Annotated in this window: 17 protein-coding genes and 2 tRNA genes; 3 read left to right on the top strand and 16 right to left on the bottom strand. The window is 52.9% G+C overall.

Features of this window, described 5'->3' with window-relative positions:
- Positions 1 to 4: 4 nt before the first annotated feature.
- The 3 genes from murA to leuC form a co-directional block, all read right to left on the bottom strand.
- Positions 5 to 1,324 (bottom strand): UDP-N-acetylglucosamine 1-carboxyvinyltransferase, encoded by a 1,320-nt coding sequence (gene murA / locus VJ369_RS01855; protein WP_324090451.1) that lies wholly within the window; start codon positions 1,322 to 1,324, stop codon positions 5 to 7.
- Positions 1,325 to 1,571: 247 nt separating this feature from the next.
- Complete coding sequence (leuD, locus tag VJ369_RS01850) at positions 1,572 to 2,177, bottom strand: 3-isopropylmalate dehydratase small subunit (protein WP_324090450.1); 606 nt, start codon at positions 2,175 to 2,177, stop codon at positions 1,572 to 1,574.
- A gap of 14 nt (positions 2,178 to 2,191) precedes the next feature.
- Positions 2,192 to 3,631, bottom strand: a complete 1,440-nt coding sequence (leuC, locus tag VJ369_RS01845; protein ID WP_324090635.1) for a 3-isopropylmalate dehydratase large subunit — start codon at positions 3,629 to 3,631, stop codon at positions 2,192 to 2,194.
- A 122-nt stretch (positions 3,632 to 3,753) separates the two neighbouring features.
- On the opposite strand from leuC, the gene VJ369_RS01840 reads away from it, so the two are divergent.
- Positions 3,754 to 4,476, top strand: coding sequence for an IclR family transcriptional regulator (locus VJ369_RS01840; RefSeq protein ID WP_324090449.1), 723 nt, complete (start codon positions 3,754 to 3,756; stop codon positions 4,474 to 4,476).
- A gap of 15 nt (positions 4,477 to 4,491) precedes the next feature.
- Here the strand turns inward: VJ369_RS01840 and thiL are convergent, their stop codons facing one another.
- The 11 genes from thiL to VJ369_RS01785 all read right to left on the bottom strand — a co-directional run bounded on the left by thiL (position 4,492) and on the right by VJ369_RS01785 (position 17,281).
- The gene (gene thiL / locus VJ369_RS01835; protein ID WP_324090448.1) at positions 4,492 to 5,508 is read right to left on the bottom strand and encodes a thiamine-phosphate kinase; all 1,017 of its coding nucleotides are present in this window, start codon (positions 5,506 to 5,508) and stop codon (positions 4,492 to 4,494) included.
- 6 nt (positions 5,509 to 5,514) lie between these two features.
- A complete protein-coding gene (locus VJ369_RS01830) occupies positions 5,515 to 7,158 on the bottom strand; it encodes a GTPase (protein ID WP_324090447.1) in 1,644 nt (547 codons plus the stop codon).
- Positions 7,155 to 8,915, bottom strand: a complete 1,761-nt coding sequence (locus VJ369_RS01825; protein WP_324090446.1) for a dynamin family protein — start codon at positions 8,913 to 8,915, stop codon at positions 7,155 to 7,157. The genes VJ369_RS01830 and VJ369_RS01825 overlap by 4 nt, the downstream gene beginning before the upstream one ends.
- 96 nt (positions 8,916 to 9,011) lie before the next feature.
- Positions 9,012 to 9,084, bottom strand: a tRNA-Glu gene (locus tag VJ369_RS01820).
- A 48-nt stretch (positions 9,085 to 9,132) separates the two neighbouring features.
- A tRNA-Gln gene (locus VJ369_RS01815) sits at positions 9,133 to 9,204 on the bottom strand.
- Positions 9,205 to 9,328: 124 nt separating this feature from the next.
- Entirely contained in the window at positions 9,329 to 10,084 is a 756-nt protein-coding gene (locus tag VJ369_RS01810) for an HAD family hydrolase (RefSeq protein WP_324090445.1), read from the bottom strand.
- A gap of 15 nt (positions 10,085 to 10,099) precedes the next feature.
- Entirely contained in the window at positions 10,100 to 11,605 is a 1,506-nt protein-coding gene (gene gltX / locus VJ369_RS01805; protein WP_324090444.1) for a glutamate--tRNA ligase, read from the bottom strand.
- A gap of 121 nt (positions 11,606 to 11,726) precedes the next feature.
- Positions 11,727 to 12,491, bottom strand: a complete 765-nt coding sequence (locus VJ369_RS01800) for a fumarylacetoacetate hydrolase family protein (protein WP_324090443.1) — start codon at positions 12,489 to 12,491, stop codon at positions 11,727 to 11,729.
- 65 nt (positions 12,492 to 12,556) lie between these two features.
- The gene (locus VJ369_RS01795; protein WP_324090442.1) at positions 12,557 to 14,740 is read right to left on the bottom strand and encodes a hypothetical protein; all 2,184 of its coding nucleotides are present in this window, start codon (positions 14,738 to 14,740) and stop codon (positions 12,557 to 12,559) included.
- 270 nt (positions 14,741 to 15,010) lie between these two features.
- Positions 15,011 to 16,105 (bottom strand): branched-chain amino acid aminotransferase, encoded by a 1,095-nt coding sequence (locus VJ369_RS01790; RefSeq protein WP_324090441.1) that lies wholly within the window; start codon positions 16,103 to 16,105, stop codon positions 15,011 to 15,013.
- Between the two features lie 117 nt (positions 16,106 to 16,222).
- On the bottom strand, positions 16,223 to 17,281 hold the full coding sequence (locus VJ369_RS01785) for a 3-isopropylmalate dehydrogenase (RefSeq protein ID WP_324090440.1): 1,059 nt from the start codon (positions 17,279 to 17,281) through the stop codon (positions 16,223 to 16,225).
- A 164-nt stretch (positions 17,282 to 17,445) separates the two neighbouring features.
- Here VJ369_RS01785 and VJ369_RS01780 point away from each other — a divergent pair, with 164 nt between their 5' ends.
- Together VJ369_RS01780 and VJ369_RS01775 are read left to right on the top strand one after the other, a co-directional pair.
- Positions 17,446 to 18,657 (top strand): sensor histidine kinase, encoded by a 1,212-nt coding sequence (locus tag VJ369_RS01780; protein ID WP_324090439.1) that lies wholly within the window; start codon positions 17,446 to 17,448, stop codon positions 18,655 to 18,657.
- A 7-nt stretch (positions 18,658 to 18,664) separates the two neighbouring features.
- On the top strand, positions 18,665 to 19,357 hold the full coding sequence (locus VJ369_RS01775) for a response regulator transcription factor (RefSeq protein WP_324090438.1): 693 nt from the start codon (positions 18,665 to 18,667) through the stop codon (positions 19,355 to 19,357).
- A 59-nt stretch (positions 19,358 to 19,416) separates the two neighbouring features.
- On the opposite strand, the gene wecB is transcribed toward VJ369_RS01775, so the two are convergent.
- Complete coding sequence (gene wecB, locus VJ369_RS01770) at positions 19,417 to 20,616, bottom strand: non-hydrolyzing UDP-N-acetylglucosamine 2-epimerase (protein WP_324090437.1); 1,200 nt, start codon at positions 20,614 to 20,616, stop codon at positions 19,417 to 19,419.
- Between the two features lie 3 nt (positions 20,617 to 20,619).
- Entirely contained in the window at positions 20,620 to 21,858 is a 1,239-nt protein-coding gene (gene wecC, locus VJ369_RS01765; protein WP_324090436.1) for a UDP-N-acetyl-D-mannosamine dehydrogenase, read from the bottom strand.
- Positions 21,859 to 21,896: the final 38 nt, after the last annotated feature.

Genomic DNA, 21,896 nt, shown 5'->3' with positions numbered 1-21,896 from the left:
TCCCCTAGTTGCTCAGTTCAACGTTTGCACCTAGTGCGGTCAGCTTTTCCATGAAGTGCTCATAGCCACGGTTGATAATCTCAATACCGGTCACCTTGCTGGTGCCTTCGGCGGCCAGTGCGGCAATCATATGTGAGAATCCGCCACGCAAATCAGGAACGTCAATGTTTGCGCCCTTCAACTTTGCTGGGCCAAGAACTACCGCTGAGTGCTTGAAGTTACGCTGACCAAAACGGCAAGGGGTAGAACCCAAGCAGTCGGTATGCACCTGCACGGTGGCGCCCATACGTACCAAAGCGTCGGTGAAGCCAAAGCGGTTTTCGTACACGGTTTCGTGGATGACAGAAACGCCGCTAGCCTGCGTCAGCGCAACCACCAGAGGCTGCTGCCAGTCGGTCATGAACCCAGGGTGCACATCGGTTTCAAGGATCAAAGGATTCAGCTCTCCACCTGGGTGGTAGAAGCGAATACCGTTCTGCTTCACTTCAAATTCTCCGCCAATCTGACGGTAAACGTGGAGGAAGGCGGTGAGGTCACGCTGCTGCGCTTCTTCAACGAAGATATCGCCTTTGGTGACCAGTGCAGCAGAGGCCCACGAAGCGGCTTCATTCCGGTCCGGCAAAGCGTAGTGGTCATAACCACGGAGTTCGTCAACACCCTGGATGCGGATGACTCGGTCACGGTGCACCGAGATAATGGCACCCATTTTCTGCAGCAAGGAGATCAGATCCAGGATTTCCGGCTCAATCGCCGCGTTGCTGACCTCGGTGACTCCCTTTGCGCGCACTGCGGAAAGCAGAACCTGCTCGGTAGTGCCAACGCTTGGGTACTGAAGTTCTAGTTTCGCACCAGTCAGTCCCAGAGGGGCGGAGATACGGATGCCAGCGGCTTCTTTATCTACCACGGCACCGAATTCGCGCAAGACTTCCAGATGGAAGTCGATAGGACGGTCACCAATTCGGCAACCACCTAGGTCTGGGATGAAAGCTTCACCCAGGGAGTGGATAAGAGGTCCACAGAAGAGAATAGGGATACGTGAGTCGCCTGCGTGAGCATCAATGGCCTGGTTTGAGGCGCTCTTCGCGGCGGATGGATCCATGGTGAGGTCACCAGTCTCGGGGTCTTGAGAAACCTTAACCCCATGGATCTCTAAAAGGCTGCGCACGACTGCGACGTCTTTAATCTCCGGTACGTTACGTAGTACCGAAGGAGAGTTTCCGAGCAGTGCCGCAACCATAGCCTTTGGAACCAGGTTCTTAGCGCCGCCTACTCGAACGGTGCCTTTCAAAGGGACACCGCCATGGACCGTTAGAATCTTACCCATGTATGAATAAACCTCATCGCGTAGTCGTTTTCTCCTGCCCGGGCCGGTAGGCCGATAAAACAGGCAGGACTAAGCAAGCATACCGTCATTGCCGGTGCGCGTTGGAGCGGTTCTGCCCGTGGCGCACACATTGTGAGGATGCTTTCAGGGAAGACCTGTAGATGGTGAGGCTGTTGATTGCATTAACGAAGGAAGGCCCCGCTCGAATACACCTACTGATTAGTACGAACGAGGCCTGTCAACCAACTTAGTCAGCTGTTCTTGCCGGCAAAGTCTGAGGCTTAAATGCTGCACGGGAAGCTTCAAAGGAAGTAATGTCAGCTTCTTGCTTCAGCGTCAGCCCAATATCGTCCAAGCCTTCCATCAGACGCCACCGGGTGTAGTCATCAATCTGGAACGGAGCCACAATTGATCCGCACTGCACGGTGCGCGCATCCAGATTTACGGTGACTTCAGTTCCTGGATTATTCTCGAGTTCTTTCCAGATCAGTTCAATGTCACTCTGCGCAACCTCGGCGGCAACCAATCCCTGCTTGCCAGAGTTACCACGGAAGATATCGGCAAAGCGGGCTGAGATTACGGCTTTGAACCCATAATCTTTCAGGGCCCAGACCGCGTGCTCACGTGAAGATCCGGTACCAAAATCCGGACCTGCGACCAAGACCGAGCCCTTGTCATATGGCTGCGTATTCAAAATGAAATTTTCATCCCGGCGCCAGCCAGCGAACAGCGCATCTTCAAAGCCTGTGCGTGTAATCCGCTTCAGATAGACGGCAGGAATGATCTGGTCAGTATCGATGTTGCTCTGACGCAGCGGGACACCAATTCCGGTGTGGGTAACAACTTTTTCCATGATGGTGTTTCTTCCTAGGCCGAGACCGGAGTGTTGGCAATATCCGCGGGGGATGCGAGAGTGCCACGAATAGCCGTTGCTGCGGCTACCAGTGGTGAAACTAGGTGGGTACGCCCACCCTTTCCCTGACGTCCTTCGAAGTTTCGGTTGGAGGTAGAAGCGCAACGCTCCCCCTCAGCCAGTTGGTCTGGGTTCATTCCCAGACACATGGAGCAACCAGCAAAGCGCCACTCTGCACCGAAGTCCTTGAAAATCTTATCCAGCCCTTCGGCTTCCGCTTCGAGGCGAACACGGGCCGAACCTGGCACCACGATCATGCGGATCTGCGGATCCTTTTCGCGGCCCTTCACAATTTCGGCGGCCGCGCGCAGGTCTTCCATCCGCGAGTTGGTGCAAGAACCTAAGAACACGGTGTCCACCCGGATTTCCTTCATAGGAGTTCCGCCGGTCAATCCCATGTATGTCAACGCACGTTCGCAGGCCTTGCGATCATTTTCGTCTTCAAAATCTTCGGGGACCGGAACGTTGGAGGACAGCGAAACACCCTGGCCGGGGTTGGTTCCCCAGGTGACGAATGGTTCGAGCTCATCAGCATTCAGGAACACTTCGTTATCGAAGCGTGCACCCTCGTCGCTTTGCAAGGTCTTCCAGTAGTCAACGGCAGCGTCCCAGTCATCACCCTCAGGTGCGTGGGGGCGGCCCTTGACGTATTCAAAGGTTGTTTCGTCCGGTGCAATCATGCCGGCGCGGGCGCCAGCTTCAATGGACATATTGCAGATCGTCATGCGGGCATCCATGGACAATGCGCGAATTGCGGAACCTCGGTATTCCAGCACGTAGCCCTGTCCACCGCCTGTGCCAATCTTTGCAATTACTGCCAAGATAATATCTTTTGCGGTCACACCCGGCTTCAGTGTTCCCTCAACGTTGATGGACATCGTCTTGAATGGCTTCAAGCTCAGAGATTGCGTGGCCATGACATGTTCAACTTCGGAGGTGCCGATACCAAAAGCCAGAGCACCGAAGGCACCATGCGTTGAAGTATGGGAGTCACCGCAGACGACGGTCATACCTGGCTGTGTCAGGCCCAACTGGGGACCAACCACGTGAACAATTCCTTGTTCCTTGTCGCCTAGTGAGTGCAGGCGGACGCCAAATTCCTTGCAGTTATCCCGCAAGGTGAAGATCTGTGTCCGGCTCGTTAAATCTGCAATGGGCTTATCAATATCACGCGTCGGAGTGTTGTGATCCTCTGTAGCGATAGTGAGATCCGGGCGGCGAAGTTTGCGCCCCGCCAGACGCAAGCCTTCAAAGGCTTGCGGTGAGGTGACCTCGTGTAGCAGGTGAAGGTCAATGTAGATCAAATCGGGTTGGCGTGCTTCGCCTTCCCCTTCTCCATGGCGCACTACGTGCGCATTCCAGACCTTCTCTGCGAGGGTCTGGGGCGACTGCATGGTGGACATGCGACACACTCCTCAAGCTACGAACTATCAACACCTTTACTTTGACACTTCATAGAACACCATTTCCAGTATCTGGACTTGAATCTCAAATACTGAGACGCAATAATGGTTTCATGACTACAGGTAGCGGTGTTGGTGTCCTCGATAAGGCAGCAGCCATTCTTAACGCATTGGAAAATGGGCCGACTACCCTTTCGCAGCTGGTGGAGGTCACGCAGATCTCCCGCCCCACAGTGCACCGTATCGCTCAATCGTTGGTTCATCATGGACTGGTGGGCCGCGACATGCACGGCCGTTTCGAGCTCGGCGGACGGCTTGTCGAGCTCGCAAGCGCGGCAGGTGAAGACAGACTAGTGAGCACCGCGGGGCCGGTACTCACTAAATTGCGGGATCACACCGGCGAGAGCACTCAGGTATTCCGCAAACAAGGAGACTTCCGCGTGTGTATAGCCAGTGCCGAACGGCCTGTAGGGTTGCGCGATACCATTCCTGTGGGTACGCAGCTATCGATGAAGGCTGGCTCCGCGGCTCAGGTTCTCTTGGCTTGGGAAGACAATGAACGCATGATTGATGGCCTGCATCACGCGCGCTTTACCCCGACCATCCTGGCCGGGGTGCGGCGCCGCGGATGGGCGCAGTCACTGGGCGAACGGGAACCCGGAGTTGCCTCGGTCTCTGCCCCAATTCGGGGGCAGTCCGGACGGGTGATCGCCGCACTGTCCATGTCCGGACCTATTGAGCGCTTGACCCGCCAGCCAGGCAAGATTCACCACGAATCGGTAGTGAACGCCGGCCGGGAGCTGTCCGATTTATTGCGTATTCAGTCCGAAGGCTAAAAACTCAGCACGGCTCTAGCCGAAGTGATCAAAACCGTTTCGGTAATCCAATTGTTTTCCGTCGAGACGAACTGTTGACCGACGGCCAGTAGTGCGTAGAACCTTTCCAACAACGGTAAATTCTTCAGGAATTTCGGCTTCGGCCGGGAACGTTGCGAGCAGACCAAAGTCTTCTCCGCCGCGCAACACCCACTCCATGGGGTCTGTTTTTAAAAGCGTTGCAGCAGGTTCCAAACGCTGAGCAAAACCTTCAAGCGCCTGCCGGTCTAAGTCGAGACTGACGCAGCTAGCCTTTGCCAGCCTTCCTGCATCCCGGAGCAGCCCGTCTGAAATATCCATCATCGCGCTTGCCCCGGCTTGTGCTGCACGCGGACCAGATTCCAAGGGTGGTACCGGCCTGCACTGTGCCTCAACCAGTCGAAGCACCGCACGGTTCCAGCTCGTTGAATCGTTGTGCGCATCCAGCAGAGCCAGGCCCGCACCAGCGGAACCTAGCCTGCCTGCAACTGCAAGCAGGTCCCCCGGCTTCGCCCCACTGCGCAGGACTTTACCGTGTTCGCATTCACCAAGTACTGTAGTGGTCACCGAAATTTCCGAAGACTTACTCAAGTCTCCGCCTAAGATGGCCAAGCGATCAGCACCCAGCGAAGTAATCGCTCCGGCGATTCCCCCGGCAAATTCTTTTGCCCATGACAAAGTAACGTCTGTAGGCATGGACAGCGAAACGACTGCTCCGGTGGGCACACCGCCCATGGCATTGATGTCTGAAACATTTTGAGCAATGGACTTCCAGCCAATGTCATACGCTTTATGCTCATGACCGCTGGGCCAAACTAAACGGAAATCCTGGTCTTGGACAATAGTGTCTACGGACACCACTACCTCGCCACCAGCCACGCGAAGCGCTCCAGCGTCATCCCCTGGGCCAAGTCCGGCGTCTTTGGCATCTAGCAGAGGAAGAATCTCATTAAGAATCCCCTGTTCGCCAATGTCGCCTACGGTCAAGTTTTTCTCTGTCTGTTGATTAGTCAAAGGCTGCTATTCGACTTTCTTCGCTGCTCTGGTAATCAGCGACGCATAACTGTTGTATTGCTCTAAATGGTGTGATGTTGGATCTACGATAAATCGCCGAACCACGCCACCCACTGAATTTTGAAGATTTTTTAGTGCTTTCCTTCGCTTCAGTCTAGCGACCATTTTATTTATAAATGACCCGAAGATTCCCAATACTATGCCCAGCAGTACCCCCACAAAGACCATCAGCGTTGGAATTGCGAATCCTTCCACGCGCGGAGTCTCTGGAAGATTAAATTGGAAGTAAGCAGCCACTGCAATTCCACCAAGCCACAACGCCCCTACCAGTGCCACCACGACTCCAAGCCACTGAACAAATTTTGTCACCGGCCACCACCAGGACTTTTTTTCAACTCCAAGGGTGCAACTAGCTATAGCAATATCGATTTCATTTGCCAGTTCCGTTTTTTGTTCGTGGATACCGTCCTTGAGTGACTGGGACCAACGTGGCGAGAGGTCTTCAGTAGCAGTATTCAGATATTTCACGACGGCTTGGTCTACCGCAGCATTCTCTGCGATTGATAGTTCGGGACGCGACGTGAGAGAAATTTCAGGCTTTTCAATTCCTCGGCCAAGATTCATTCGTTTCAGTGGGTCATTACGCAACCTGGTCAACCAGCTAGTCAGCGGCCAGCCGGTGTTAGTCGCAGCACGCAGCTTATACGAGGTCTGGGCCGCATCAGCGATCCGGTGGGAACCATGGGCCTTGGCAATGCTGCCCTCAAGCTCACTCTGTTCCATAATCCCAGGGGTATGGACCTTGGGAACCGCAAGGTCACCGTCCAACAAGCGCAATAGTCCATCCACATCGGCACGCAATCGTCTGGTTGCCTGCACCTTATTATTCAGTGCTGCCGCTAATTTGTCGCGAACGGCATCGAGGCCTTCTCCCGAACGTGCTGAGGCCAAAACAATGGGCACTTGCCCGATTCCCTGATCCGCAAGCAATGCTTTTAAAGATGCCTTAACCGGCTCACGGTCGCTTTCCGCGATGGTATCGACCTGGTTAAGCACCACCAAGAGGTTTCCGCGTTGGCCGGTCAGCTCACTGAGGTAGCCATGGTGAATCGAAGCATCAGCATACTTTTGTGGGTCAAGGACCCAGACAAGGTAATCGACTTGTCCTGCGAGTCGTGAGGCGATGAGGTGATGTTCAGTTGAGGTTGAGTCCATATCTGGAAGATCCAGCAGGATAAGTCCTCCACCTAAATCTTGAGACTTCTTGGAATCTTTGCCAAGAACCTGTGAACTCAAAATATGACGCTCACTGACCTCCAGCCAGTCAAGTAAGGCGTCAGCGCCCACAGGCTGCCAGATGGCAGCCACGGTTTTGGTAGTGGTCGGTCGGATCACACCGGTTTGTGCTATCTCGGAACCGACGAGGGCATTAAATAGCGAGGATTTCCCACTGCCAGTGGCACCAAAGAGGCCTACCACCACATGATCAGCTGATAGCTGCCGGCGCGCTTCGGCACGTTCAATGATCACGGCGGCTTGGTCAACGATCTCGGGCTCAAGATACGGTTCAGCAATTTGCATTGCAGAGACTACCGCGTCAATTTGTTCGCTAAGTCCCGTATGTGCACGAGTTACCTTGCGCTCGCTCATGCCTTATACCCTCCACCACGTAAAGGTTTCACTTGGCCAAGTAGTTCTTGAACAATTGCTGGCTGAAGATGAGCGTCAATTTCATTGCGGTACACAGCTAGATTCTCGTCAATGAGCTCCTGGGTTCGAGTCTCGAGCATGGTGCGGGCGCGCGTAGCCATTCGCCTCACCGCGTCTTCACCAAATATTGCTTCCAGCAATTTTTGTCCCACCACTGCTGAGCCTCCAGCGATTCCTACTTCCAATCCGGTGACTCCGGCAGTGGAGGCAAAGACCACCACCATCAGCGCCACTGCCACACCGTTAACACCGAATGCAGCGATTCTGGCTGTCTTGCGCTTCCCCGCACCTTCGTTGCGAATCATTTCCAGCACATCTTTTTGCCAGGCGCGGATCGTGTCTGCAGCCCTAGTTTCCAGTTCTTTGGGCGGACGCTGGGCAGGCAATGAACTGAGAAGGTGTATTCCAATCGGCGTATTGCGCCAGCTTCGATCTACGTCATGGAATGCGTTGGTGATCTCACCAACCAAAACCGTATGAAGACCTGATTCTATGGCATCTTCAACCCGATGCGTTGCCGGTGGCTTGCCGCTGAAGAATGAACCAACTCGGTCACGGATGCGCCCCACGACGCCTTCAATGCCTCGCAGTAATTCTCCGGCGCCGACAAAGTCTTGCCACCGGGCTAAAATCTCACCGCGCAAGAGCGATCCGTCGTTCAGCGCTTCGGTGGTCTTTCCCAAGGTAAATTCAAAGCGCTCAGTGGCAATCCTGGCTAGGGCAGACAATTGAAGATCTTGATCGTCCGCCTGCTCACCTAGGCAGCGAACATCATGTTGCAAACGCTTAATGGCGCCTTCGAGCGTCTGTTCGGCAATGCGTTGACGTTCGGCTACGTTGGCGGCTAGAGAATTCAGCCATGCCGAAATCGGTTCGAGCCGCTCGCCCGGAATCATTTGCTGTTCATCAAGCGGAACCTCGTTGATGACGTGAAGTAATTTAGGATCCAAGTTTTTTGCTGCGAGCAGTCTTTGCAGATCCGGAACAATATCAGTCTCGGCTCCGGACGGGACACGGTTAAGTATCACACAGACCGTAATTTCCCGCCCGCCTGCTTCAGTGAGCATTTCCCACGGGATCGCGTCGGCGTACCGGTTCGCGGTGGTGACAAAAATCCAGAGGTCTGCAGCATTCAGCAGCTGTCCCGCAAGAGCGCGATTATCATCTGATACGGAGTCAATGTCTGGTGCGTCAAGAATAGCTAATCCCCGGGGCACATTCCTGTGCGTTACCACCAGTAAAGCATCGTGGCGCTCCATACCGTGGCCTTCGCTGTAACCAGCACCTTTGAGACGTGTCAGCTCAGGAAGGATCCGTTCGCTGGCAAACCACGGCTGGTCTGCGGGATTCACTGCAAGTACCGGTGTGCGTGTGGTGGGCCGTACTGCTCCGGAGCGGCTAATACGATCACCAAGGAGTGAGTTGACTAGCGTGGATTTTCCGGCACCGGTAGAACCTCCGACCACTGCAAGTAGAGGTGCATTTAAACTTTTGATGCGAGGTTCGAGATAGTCATTGATCTGGTGCAATGCCTTGATGCGCAGCGATTCACCATTGGCGTCGTGAGCGAGAATGAACTGCAGATTATTGAGTGAGTCTTCAAGCTTGGCTACTCGCTCCAGCATTTCAATGGCATGCTTATCCGGCTCGGTGTTGTCCGGGTTTGTCGATTCCGGCGGTAATGACGTGGACTCCATGAGTCCAATCATGCCTTATGACAAGCTGAACGCCACGAGCAACAATGGTGTCAGAAGAGGTTAAGAAGAAAAACCACGACAATGTCGTGGTTTTTGTGACCCCAACGGGATTCGAACCCGTGTTGCCGCCGTGAGAGGGCGGAGTACTAGGCCGCTATACGATGGGGCCGTACGCTAAAGATTTCTCTTCAACTCACCGAATCTCTCCGGTGAAGCGCTGGGATACCAGGACTCGAACCTAGAATGACGGAACCAGAAACCGTTGTGTTGCCAATTACACCATATCCCAAGGTGACTTGGACATTCAGCGAACAAACCTCATCAGGATTTTCGCTTTATGCCATAGCACGAGAATTAACTATACCCAGCTAATCAGGCGCTGACAAATTGAGGACTTGAAGTTAGGCGCACTCCTACAAATCGATGCATTGACCGATTAAGGTAGTGAGCTGGCCGAGGTTCGATACGGTGAAAGCCGATTGCGCTGCGTGTTTGGAGTCGCGGTCGACAAAGATTCCGATAAGTCCGGCGTTCTCTGCGCCCTGAATATCATTTATTGGATTGTCACCCACGTACAGGGTTCTGGCCGGCGCGGTTTGCAGCTGACTGCACCCAGCAAGAAATGGCGCAGGATCTGGTTTAGGTGCCCCGGCCGTGTCCGACCCGATCACCACCCTGAATCCGGGCAGTCCGGCACGTTCCAGCTTCATTCGCTGATACGCCTCAACGTTATTGCTCACCGCACCATAAGGTATCCCCCAACTGCTGAGCGCGGCAAGATGCGGCAAGACGTCATTAAATGGTTTCCACGAATCCTTGACCAGAGATTCATAGTCGTCAGCCCAGCGAAGGTAGGACTGCTCTGAAAGAGGTTTGTGGTCAACTAGCTCAAAGGCGCGATTTAGCCGCAATTGACGTTGCCCGAGAAACGTGACTTCGCCGGCCATATATCGTTCATAAGCCCCTGCACCATCATCTGCAAAGTCTTCGGCAATGAGTCGTAACCGCTCGCTAGTGACTTCTTCTAGCAGGTCATTAACCATGGCAAGAAATGCACCGATTGCTGCGGACCGCAAATCAACGAGTGTGTCATCTATGTCAAAAAGAACACCTTCGATTCCGCCACCCAGTCGGGCGGTGGAATCGAAGGTGTTGCTTAGTTCGCGCAATGCGTGTTCTATCGCTTAGCGTGATTCGCCGAAAGCACGCAGGCGCTTCAAGCTGGATTCGCGTCCCAGAATTTCCATTGATTCAAACAATGGAGGCGATACTCGCTTTCCTGAAACAGCAACACGAGCCGGGCCGAATGCCTGACGGGGCTTAAGTTCAAGCTCCTCAATCAGCTTTACTCGCAATGCGTCCTGAATGTTTTCAGCATTCCATTCCTGGACACTTTCAAGTGCAGCAATGCTCGCGTCTACAACCTCAATCAGGTTTGCAGGCATTCCCTTCAGGGCCTTCTCTTCAATCTCAATTTCTTCATCAGATTTGAAAAGGAACTCCATCATTTCGGCGGCTTCTCCGAGCAAGCCGACACGCTCCTGAACCAGAGGTGCAGCCGAGTCAAGTATTTCGTTCTCGCGTGCGCTCAATTCACTGCCCACAAGCTGAGCAGCCTGCAGATAAGGAACTAGACGGTCACGGAAGTCTTGCGGCTCAAGCAAACGTACGTGAGTACCGTTGATAGCTTCTGCCTTTTTGATATCGAAGCGTGCTGGGTTTGAGAGCACGTCTTTAACATCAAATGCTTCGATGAGTTGCTTACGGGTGAAGATATCTTCATCAGCACTCAGCGACCAACCTAGCAGCGACAGGTAGTTCAGTAGACCCTCGGGGATGAATCCGCGGTCACGGTGCAGGAATAAGCTCGACTCTGGGTCACGCTTGGACAGCTTCTTATTTCCCTGACCCATCACGTATGGCAGATGTCCAAACAGCGGCATGTACTGGGCGACCTTTATATCAATCAAGGCTCGGTACAGCACTATCTGACGCGGAGTTGAAGAGAGCAAATCTTCGCCTCGAAGCACGTGGGTGATACCCATCAGGGCATCATCAACGGGGTTCACCAAGGTGTAAAGGGGCTGGCCATTGGCACGGACAACCACAAAGTCGGGAATGGTTCCCGGCTTGAAGGTAATGTCGCCACGAACCAGGTCGGTGAAGGTGATGTCCTCTTCTGGCATGCGAATGCGCAGTACAGGTTCGCGGCCTTCCGCCTTGAACGCGGCAATCTGCTCTTCGCTCAATTCGCGGTCGAAGTTGTCATAACCCAGCTTTGGATCACGACTCGCGGCCTTATGGCGTGCTTCGACTTCTTCAGGGGTGGAGTATGACTCGTAGACGTGTCCTGCAGCGCGAAGCTTTGCAATGACGTCCTGGTAAATGTCACCACGCTGGGACTGGCGGTATGGCTCGTGTGGGCCACCGACGTTTACGCCTTCGTCCCAGTCGATGCCCAGCCACGCCAAAGCGTCCAGCAGCTGGTTGTAGCTCTCTTCGGAGTCGCGCTTCGCATCCGTATCTTCGATACGGAAAATCATCTTGCCCCCGGTATGGCGTGCGTAGGCCCAGTTGAACAGGGCTGTACGGATCAGGCCAACGTGTGGGGTGCCCGTAGGCGATGGGCAGAAACGAACCCGAACCGGGGTTTCTTCGGTCACGGTAGGAATCAGCGATAGATCAGTCATGGTGATTTCATTCTAGTCCCGTTGACCTGCCGGAAGCACAATAGCGCGCTGGTCTTCGCATCACAATGGATGAGAAGATCAGCGCGCTACGGCAAAATCGTTCTCCGGAGATCTCGTCAGCTTAACGGCGGAAGACGCTTCGAAGAGTTCCGATTCCTTCTACTTCAATCTCCACGTTGTCACCTTCAACAACTAAACCAACGCCGGCTGGCGTACCGGTGAGAATTACGTCTCCCGGTAGCAGCGTGAAAGCCTCGGACGCCCTAGCGACAAGGTCATTGACCGACCAGATCATTTCGCTGGTTGATCCGTCTTGGCGAACTTCGCCGTTAACACGGGTAACGATTCCCACATCATCTGGATCGGCTAGCTGTGTTTCAATCCACGGGCCTAGTGGACATGACCCATCAAAGCCCTTGGCTCTCGCCCACTGCGGATCCTTACGCTGCGCGTCACGTGCGGTGAGGTCATTAGCCACGGTGTAGCCAAAGATCACGTCCGCAGCTTTTTCCGCTGGGACATCTTTGCAAATACGTCCAATGACCACTGCTAGTTCGCCCTCAAAAGAAACTTCTTCGGAGAATGCTGGAAGAGTCACAGGATCGCCGTGCCCCACGACGGAGGTATTCGGCTTGAGGAACATCAATGGTTCATTGGGAACTTCGTTTCCAAGTTCTTTTGCATGTTCACGGTAAGTTCTACCGAACCCCACGACCTTAGAGCGGGGAATGATCGGTGCCACGAGTCGTACGTCGTCGAGCTGGTGGGTAACACCGGTGGTCTTGATTCCCTGGAAGAAAGGGTCTCCGGACAAAACGTGGATATCGTTTCCGTCTACGACTCCATACATTGGGTCGCTATCAACTACAAATCTGGCAATGCGCATACACACAAGCCTAGGGCATGTTTGCAATCAGCAAAAAGCGCTTTCAAGCGCACTGCCTCTGACAACTAGCCAGCCTTAAATGGTTTCAGATCGAATTCAACGAGCGTTGTATCTTCGAAAGTCCCGAAAACTCGCCCCGTGGGCAGCGAGGTTATCCTGTATCCAAATTTATCTTTGGTTTTACGGCTGCCGATCGTTGACATAGTACCCTTCACGAAGTCAATGACTGTCGTAGTATCTGCAGCACTATGAACAATCTTCCCACCGCCGCCCACTGCTAGATCAGCACTCGCCCAACCAGCTCGTCGCTGGGAATTGTTTGTATCTGATAGTCGGTGCTTCCGCACAAGACGGCCATCAACAGGATCAATTACGTTGATTCCTTCGATGTCGGCTACCAACAGCCAACCTGCAATTATTGTAGGCGCATATAGAGCACCTGTGTCGAGTATCGGAGAGGACTGCCAGACTAATCGTTGTTGTTTTATATCGAACTTAAAAATCTTCGCAGGGCCTTTCGTGTCTGGTATACCATAACCGTTTCGAACGGAAGTCGTTCCATACACGTGCTGTTCATCCGCTACAAGTCCAATGATGGAATGCCCTTCTATGTACCCTTTCCCATCTCCGTCCAGTACCCAGTCGATTTCACTTTCGTACGGAGATATTTTCCCTAGCACTCCCCCGGAACGTCCATAATCAGGAACCGTGCCGAAAAAAACGCTATTCGAATTCGTGGCCCACCCGAAAGGTCTGGACTGGCCATATTTTCTGTCTAACCGCTCAAGACGAAGATAACCTTTGGAAATATCCCGACGTTTGTAATCAACACTGACGATGTCCGCAAAACCGTAAGAGCCGACATACAAGCTCGAAGGGTCAAACTCCACCATCCCCTCAATCTGGTTGATAACAGTTTGCTCAGCGGGGGAAGACCATCGGGCGTTGGTATCGGGATTTACAGATGCGAGTCCTTCGCCCATATAACCACCGAGGTAAATATTCCCGTCGGAATGCCCCAGAAGGGATTGGATTTTAAAGTCTCCACCCTTGAGGGTTATAGGGCTAATCGATCCAACCGACATGTCTCTGACGTCAATGCGCGTTATCACCAGTCCTTTCGGTGACTCATTTACCAACGAAACATACTGATCCTGCGTAGTTATTTTAATCAGAGAATCGCTTGGAACTGATCCTAGTTTCGTCTCATTCCAAGTCTGTGTATCTGTTTCAAAAAGCGCTCCATCAGAAACGGTATAGAACACGTTTCCTAGGGAGCCCTTATTTTCCTCCGATGCAAGGCGAGCACCCCAAACGCGATCGATTGGGTCCTCCCATTGTCGAGTTTTAACGTTTAGGACGAGCTGTTCGGAAATCCCGCTAACGCTGACGATAAGTCGATCGCCCAGAAGATCTAGAGTCGAGATAAAACCATTTGCTTGAGGTCGTGGAAGGGCAATCTCTTCGACACTATTTGGCGATTTAGATGAGAATACAAAAATTCGTGGATTCAGAGATCCAGTTCCAACCCATATTTGGTCTCGTTCGTCAATTACCAGACGTCGAGTGTAGTCAGTATCTGGAGCCAACTTGCCCGTAGAAGTAACTGCTTTTTTGGCCGTGTTTATGCGATATACAGCTCCGGTAGGATAAGCGCCGACCCAGAGGTTTCCTTTAGAATCGACTAGCGCTCCGTACAAGGTACTGGCTTCAGTGATGATGGCATTTGGCTCAAGGCGATCCGGGCGCGCACTAGACCATTCGTATATTTGATTCAAGGTTGAAAAGAGAATTCGTTGCCGTTCACGGTCCCAGACTAGTGCGCTTATCCCCCCATCGTGGCTTTCAGGAACTGTCAGAACATGAACCGGCTGTTCCATCTCCGCGTCAATAATTTGCAACTGATTAGAGACTCCAATGATTGTCACCGCATACATTCTGCGTGGCTTACCCACAAATCCTGGAAGCTCAATCACTTTGTCAATTTTTGTCATGGGAAAAGCGCTTTCATACTTCCGCAAAGCGCCGCTAGTGTTAGATACACGTTTCAAGGGGTGCAATATCGCTCGGTCACGATTTTTCCACTGATGAATTTTAGTCGAGTTTGTTTCTATTTCGTGTTGAAGCGATCCGGGCATACCAGAATCTACAGATTTAGCGAACGTAAGAAGTCCCGCGGAAGCGAGCACCAAGGACAGCATACTTCTACGAGCAATGGTCTTGGGAAGACCGTTCTCATTCTCATGCACTATTGGCTGCTCCTAAATTCTGCGTTCAATTCGCGCTACTGACTATAACCTTTAATTCTGAGACGATACTAGCCATGGCGGACTGCTCCAGTCTTGTGGACTCAAGTTCAGCTGTACTGAACTTATCGATCGGAAGAGCGCGCTCATCCAAATTAGTCCACACCTCCGTAAATGCCAGCCAGTCGTTTAACCGAAACAGCAGCAAGATTTGATTAAAAAAGAACCAGCGGGCCAGATGCAAGTTCCGCCCCGCTGATTCCGGTTAATGCTTTAGGCCAAGCGCTCGAGCCAACCGTGGCGGTCTTCTACGGTTCCGCGCTGGATACCTAGAAGTTCTTCACGGATGGACATTGTCACTTCCCCGGCCGGAGCATTCTCGTCACCGATCAGTTCTTCACCGTTCTTGAGCACGCCGATTGGAGTGATGACTGCGGCAGTACCGCAGGCGAACACCTCGGTGATGTCGCCGCTGGCGACCGAATCACGCCACTCGTCCAACGTAATCTTGCGCTCTTCAACTTTCATGCCACGATCCTTGGCCAGCTGAATCACCGAAGAACGAGTCACGCCCTCCAAAATGGTCCCGGTCAACGCCGGGGTGACTAGAGTGCCATCCTTAGTTACGAAGAACACGTTCATTCCGCCAAGTTCTTCAACTGCATTGTCATTGAATGAATCAAGGAAGAGCACCTGCTTGCAGCCGTTCTCTTCTGCTTCTAGCTGGGCTACAAGTGAAGCGGCGTAGTTGCCACCGCATTTAGCCGATCCGGTGCCGCCACGGCCTGCACGGGCGTAATTCTTTGAAACCCAAATACCTACTGGCTTCAGTTCCCCGCCGAAGTAGTTTCCGGCCGGTGAGGCAATCACCCGGTAGGAGACTTCACGCGCGGCACGAACACCCAAGAAAGCTTCGGTGGCGATCATGAATGGGCGCAGGTAGAGAGCTTCCCCGTCACCGGTAGGCACCCAGTCAATATCGGTGGAAACAATTTTGCGCAGCGAATCAACAAAAACGTCTTCGTCCAGCTGTGGTAGTGCCAGGCGTACTGCTGATTTGTTCAGACGTGCTGCGTTGGCGTGCGGGCGGAACGTCCATACTGATCCGTCCTCGTGGCGGTACGCCTTGAGTCCTTCAAAGATTTCCTGGCCATAGTGCAGGACGGAGGCAGCAGGATCCATTGCGATGGGGCCGTACGGCTCAACTCGGGCGTCATGCCACTGACCGGTGTCAGCCTCGGAGCCAGCAGTCCAGTCAACAACCACGGTGTGGTCGGTGAAAAAGTCCCCAAACCCGGGGTCTGCTAGGACGGCAGCGCGTTCTTCCGCGCTCTTGCGATTCGATGAAGGATTTTCGGTGAATTCCATCTAACTCTGGACTTCCTTGCTCAGTTAACGAAAAACGGGCGCCCACGCCATTGGCGGAACACCCGTCCGTGGATTTGCTGCTCGATTAGCAACTAATCGAGCTACATCACTTTTAGCTTAGGCCAGTAGCGCCACAATTGCATCGCCGATTTCGCTGGTGGTGCGATGATCGGTCAATTCTTGGCGCGAAGTGATCTCTTTTTCGACAGCCTGCTCAACAGCGGTAGCCGCAGCTGACATTCCGAGGTGTTCCAGCATCAATGCCACCGACAGGATTGCTGCCGTGGGGTCGGCCTTCTGCTGACCGGCGATATCTGGTGCCGAGCCGTGGACCGGCTCAAACATGGATGGGTAGGTTCGGTCCATGTTGATGTTGCCGCTGGCTGCCAAGCCGATGCCGCCGGTGATTGCGCCGGCCTGGTCGGTGAGAATGTCACCGAAGAGGTTGTCGGTCACAATGACATCAAAACGCGACGGGTTGGTAGTCAAGAAGATGGTGGCCGCATCCACGTGGAGGTAGTCGTGGGTGACTTCCGGGAATTCTTGGGCAACCATTTCTACAGTACGGCGCCACAAGTGTCCGGCGTAGACCAGCACATTGTGTTTGTGAACTAAGGTCACGTGCTTGCGTGTCCTGGCTGCCGCACGGGTGAAGGCATCTCGAACTACTCGTTCTACGCCGTAGGCGGTGTTCACCGAGACCTCGGTAGCAATTTCATGCGGGGTGCCGGTACGGAGCGAACCGCCGTTGCCTACGTATGGGCCTTCGGTGCCTTCACGGACAACCACGAAGTCGATTTCTCCCGGGTTTGCCAGTGGGCTTTCAATACCTGCATACAACTTGGACGGACGCAGGTTCACGAAATGATCAAGAGAGAACCGCAGCTTCAACAGCAATTCGCGTTCAATGATTCCCGAAGGGATTCGTGTGTCACCCGGTGCGGCGCCAACGGCACCGAACAAGATGGCGTCATGCTTTTTGATGGCTTCAAGAGTTTCATCGGTCAGGGTCTCCCCCGTCTTGAGCCAGTGTTCTGCGCCCAAGGTGTACTCGGTGAGATCTACCTGCTGGTCTCCACCGTTAGTCACGAACTTCAGGACTTTCACGGCTTCGGCAACCACTTCTGGGCCGATACCATCGCCTGGAATGACAGCAATATTAATGACGTTTCCCATGCTCTCATCATAACGAAGTGAATCCACCATTTGAGAACCTATCTCAAATTATGAGATAGGTTTCTTTTTGCGTCGCAGAATCTCAAACCGTGGCATGAGGACTGCGGCCAATTCGCTGGCTAGACTCAAGGTAGAACAGAGCATAAGCACGCGCGAGGGAACACTTGATTTTCACTAATCCACACCGGCGGATAGACCGGTGGATCCGTTCAAACCCCGGCCGGATCGATATGTTCGCAGGTGCGATTTACACACTCGTGTGCATTACTTTCTCGGTCGGCCTCGGATTTGGCGTGGGCATAGGCTTTGGACTCAGCATCGCGGCAATCGCCCTATTGCAATCGGCACCACTCATGGTCCGCCGTCGCTACCCGTGGGCAGCTACCCTCACCATTGCTAGCGCCCACATTCTGCAGCTGTTCTTCCAAGGGGTATTCCTGCCCTCTCAGATCTCGGTCCCACTCATGATTTACACCATGGCTATCTATGGGAAACGCTGGCAATCCTTCGCTACCTTGGGTCTGGGATTTCTTGGAGCCATTTTGGCTACGTTCAATATTTTCGGACCGGGACTTTATGGTAATAATCCAATTACCTTTGACATGGTCATTTCCTTTGTCGGCTTGTCCTTAGTGGTGACAGTCGCTTGGACCTTTGGCGACCTCGCGCGAAGTAGAAAGCAAACTTTGAGCGCGTTACGGGCACATGCGCAGCGTCTGGAACATGAACGTCTGATTGAACGCGAGCTGGCCGCCTCTGACGAACGCAACCATATAGCCCGAGAAATGCATGACATCGTGGCACATTCGTTATCGGTGATTATCACGCAGGCGGACGGCGCTCGGTACGCAGCGGCTCAGGACCCAAATATTGCCATTGAAACGTTGAAGACCGTCTCAGATGCGGGCCGGTCTTCACTACGGGAAATGCGTCGTTTGCTAGGCGTGCTGCGCACCGACGAAGAAGTTGAGCACCGTCCGTTGCCAAGTTTGAGTAATATTCCTGAACTCGTTGAGATGGCAGTCAAGTCTGGCTTGGAAGTTTCCTATGAGACTACGGGGTCCCCTCGACGGTCTCTGCCTACCGGCGCCGAGCTCACTGCGTACAGATGCGTACAAGAAGCGATCACTAATGTAATAAAGCATGCTGGCCCAAAGGCTATATCCACGGTTAAGTTGCATTGGTCAAACCGAGGCCTCGATATCAATATCGAGGATGACGGAGCGTGTGCCGGAAAACTTGAAATCGAGGGTGCTGGCCAAGGGTTACGTGGATTGCATGAACGGGTCGCCCTATACGATGGAACCAGCACAGCTGGACCGCTTCCTGACGGAGGCTTCTGCGTCTCCGTCTTCATCCCCTACTCCGAGGACTGAAAATCGAATGACTACCACCGAGCCAATCAACGTTGCCTTGGTAGATGACCAGCTTCTGGTCCGTAGCGGATTCCGAATGCTGATCAATTCCCAGGACGATATGAAGGTGGTTGCCGAAGCGTCCAATGGACGCGAAGCCTTGGCGTCTCCAGCCTTAGCCGCAGCGGACGTCATCTTGATGGATGTTCGTATGCCGGAAATGAATGGTATAGAAGCTACTGAGCGATTGCTAGATCCTGATAGGAAGGCAGCTGGCGGCCCCAAAGTCATAGTTCTGACCACGTTCGATATGGATGAGTACGCACTGAGTGCAATCCAAGCCGGCGCAAGTGGCTTCCTTCTCAAGGATGTTCCACCAGAAGAGCTCTTGGAATCTATCCGTACCGTGAACCGTGGTGACGCAGTGATTGCTCCATCGACTACACGCCGATTATTAAATCATATGGCGCCAATGCTCAAGAAGATCACCGCTCAAAGTAACGATCACCTTACTGCAGCCGTCGAGTCCTTGACGCCTCGTGAGCGTGAGGTGTTTGGTTTGATTGCTGAAGGTCGATCAAACCCAGAAATCGCAGAGCAGCTATTCCTGTCGGAGGCCACAGTAAAAACACATGTCGGACATATTCTGGCGAAGCTGGGAGCCCGCGACCGAGTTCAGGCAGTGGTCATTGCCTATCAAACTGGCATAGCCAGCGTCTGAGCCTTCGTTGCACAGACACTTGATCCCAGTATATTTCCTGTTGCAGGGACGGACGTCGTCTATTCTTGAATCATCTGAGCTGCGCGAACCAATTGTTCTTCACTTGGATTCCAAGAATTGAATTCTTCGGCTCGCTCTCCAACATGAAGAAGTTCCGCTATCGCGGCAACGCTCCTTAGCGAAGCTTTACCGTCACCATATGGGTTTATTGCAGTAGCCATCGACTCGAATGCTGCTTGGTCACCCAAGAGAAGCAACATTTCACGGACGATGTCGTCGGTAGCCGTTCCCACCAATTTAACGGACCCAGCAACAATACCTTCCGGCCGTTCAGTATTGGAGCGCATGACAAGTACCGGCTTACCTAAACTTGGCGCTTCTTCCTGAACGCCACCAGAGTCAGTCAGCACAACGCTAGATAGACTCAGCAATTTCGTGAACTCTGCATAATTTAATGGATCCGTTACCACTACATTATCGAGTCCTGAAATTGCTGGAATTATCTGATCGCGAACAGCGGGGTTCCAATGCAACGGTAAAACGAAATCCGTCTCTGGAACAGTCGCAGCAATTTCCGCGATGGCCCTAGCTATCGATGTCATCCTCGAACCATGATTCTCACGTCGATGAGTTGTGATTGTTACAAGTCGTCTACCCGAGGACTCGACTTCCAATAGGCGCGGATCCGAGAAACTAATATCGTCCGAGAGAGTTTGAAGCAAAGCGTCAATCACGGTGTTACCCGTAACCACGATGTTCTGTTCAGAGACCCCCTCGTTTAACAAATTACGTTTATTGAACATCGTTGGGGCGAGATGCAGGGTGGCAAGTTGGCTCGCTAGTTTACGGTTCGCTTCTTCTGGGAAGGGTGAGAACAGATTGTAGCTGCGGAGTCCGGCCTCCGCGTGAACCACCGGTATGCCCCGGTAAAACGCAGCAATGGCGCCAGCCACGGCGCTGGTTGTGTCCCCTTGAACCAATACAACGTCAGGAGCACACTCATCGAATACGCCATCTAGGCCGTCAATGATCCGTGCAACCAGCCTATTCAACGACTGATCCTTAGCGAAAACATCGAGATCGAAATCAGGCACGATTCCGAAAAGTGTATTCACTTGGTCCAACATCTCGCGATGCTGGCCGGTAACGGCCACCACACACTCTAACTGAGGAGATGTTTTGGCTGCCTGGATAATAGGTGCAACTTTGATAGCTTCGGGACGCGTCCCGAATATAACCAGCAGTTTTTTTGCTTCCACGGACTAGATATCCAATTCTTTCCACAGACCGCGCGTGTCCACCAGGTCTTTGGCAAGCAAAGTACTTTGCGGAATCGTTTTAAAGATGTCATGGTCAACTAGCAATACGAGCAAGTTCTCATTCTCAAGCGCAGTCTCAAGGTCTGTAAGCTTCACATTGTCGAATTCCTGCAATGCCCGTGGAAGCACATCGACAAAAGGTTCGACAACGCTTAGCCTAACATCTGGGTACTGCAGGGCTAGATCTTGCACGATGCTGACGGCGGGCGATTCTCGAAGATCATCCACATTGGCTTTAAAGGCCAATCCTAAAAGCGCTAGACTATCTCGCTGCGTACTGCGAAGGTGTTCCGCGATCTTGTCCACCACAAACTTCGGTTTTGAATCGTTGACATTCCTCGCGGAACGGATCAAAGTCGCCTTCGTCGGTGCCGAGGCGACAAGGAACCATGGATCTACCGCGATGCAGTGACCACCTACCCCTGGTCCTGGTTGAAGAATTTGCACACGTGGGTGTTTATTCGCCAGCTCGATTACTTCCCAAACGTTAACACCTAGATGATCTGCAACGATGGACAGCTCGTTAGCAAATGCGATGTTGACATCTCTAAAAGAATTTTCAGTCAGCTTGGTTAGTTCAGCTGTCCGCGCATCGGTCAGATGTATCTCGCCCTGGCAGAATGAGCGGTACAGATTCGCCGCACGTTCCGCGGAAATCGCGTCATACCCGCCGACAACACGATCGTTACTGATGATTTCCTTCATCATACTGCCAGGAATAACACGCTCTGGGCAGTGCGCGAAGTACAAGTTGGAATCGACTAGATCAGGCCTCGACCGAAGCAAGAGTTCACGGATCATCTCGGTTGTGCCTACTGGCGAAGTGCTTTCCAAAATGAAAAGGTCGTTATCTTTCGCAAAAGGAGCTACCGATTCAATTGCAGATCTGATATACGAGGTATCTGGTTCATTGTTTGAATTAATCGGTGTAGGGACAGCTATGATATAAACATTTGATACTTGCGGAACGGTCGACACTGTGAGATTTCCACTGTTGACGCAGGTTCTAAGCTCTGACGAGATCCCGGGTTCTTCGAACGTAGCTACACCATTACTCAAGTCATTTACGACTTGTTCATTAATGTCTACTCCGTGTACGCGCCAACCCGCTCTGGCTAATACAACTGAAGTGGGCAAACCAATATATCCCATGCCCACGACACAAACATCAATTTCAGTCATTCTTTTTCTACTTCCAAGGATTGTTTATGCTTAGTCGA

Origin of the sequence: Glutamicibacter sp. (assembly GCF_035257265.1) — a bacterium.
GTDB lineage: Bacteria > Actinomycetota > Actinomycetes > Actinomycetales > Micrococcaceae > Glutamicibacter.
The sequence above is the reverse complement of the archived record's forward strand: the minus strand, read 5'-3'. Positions and strand labels throughout refer to the sequence as shown.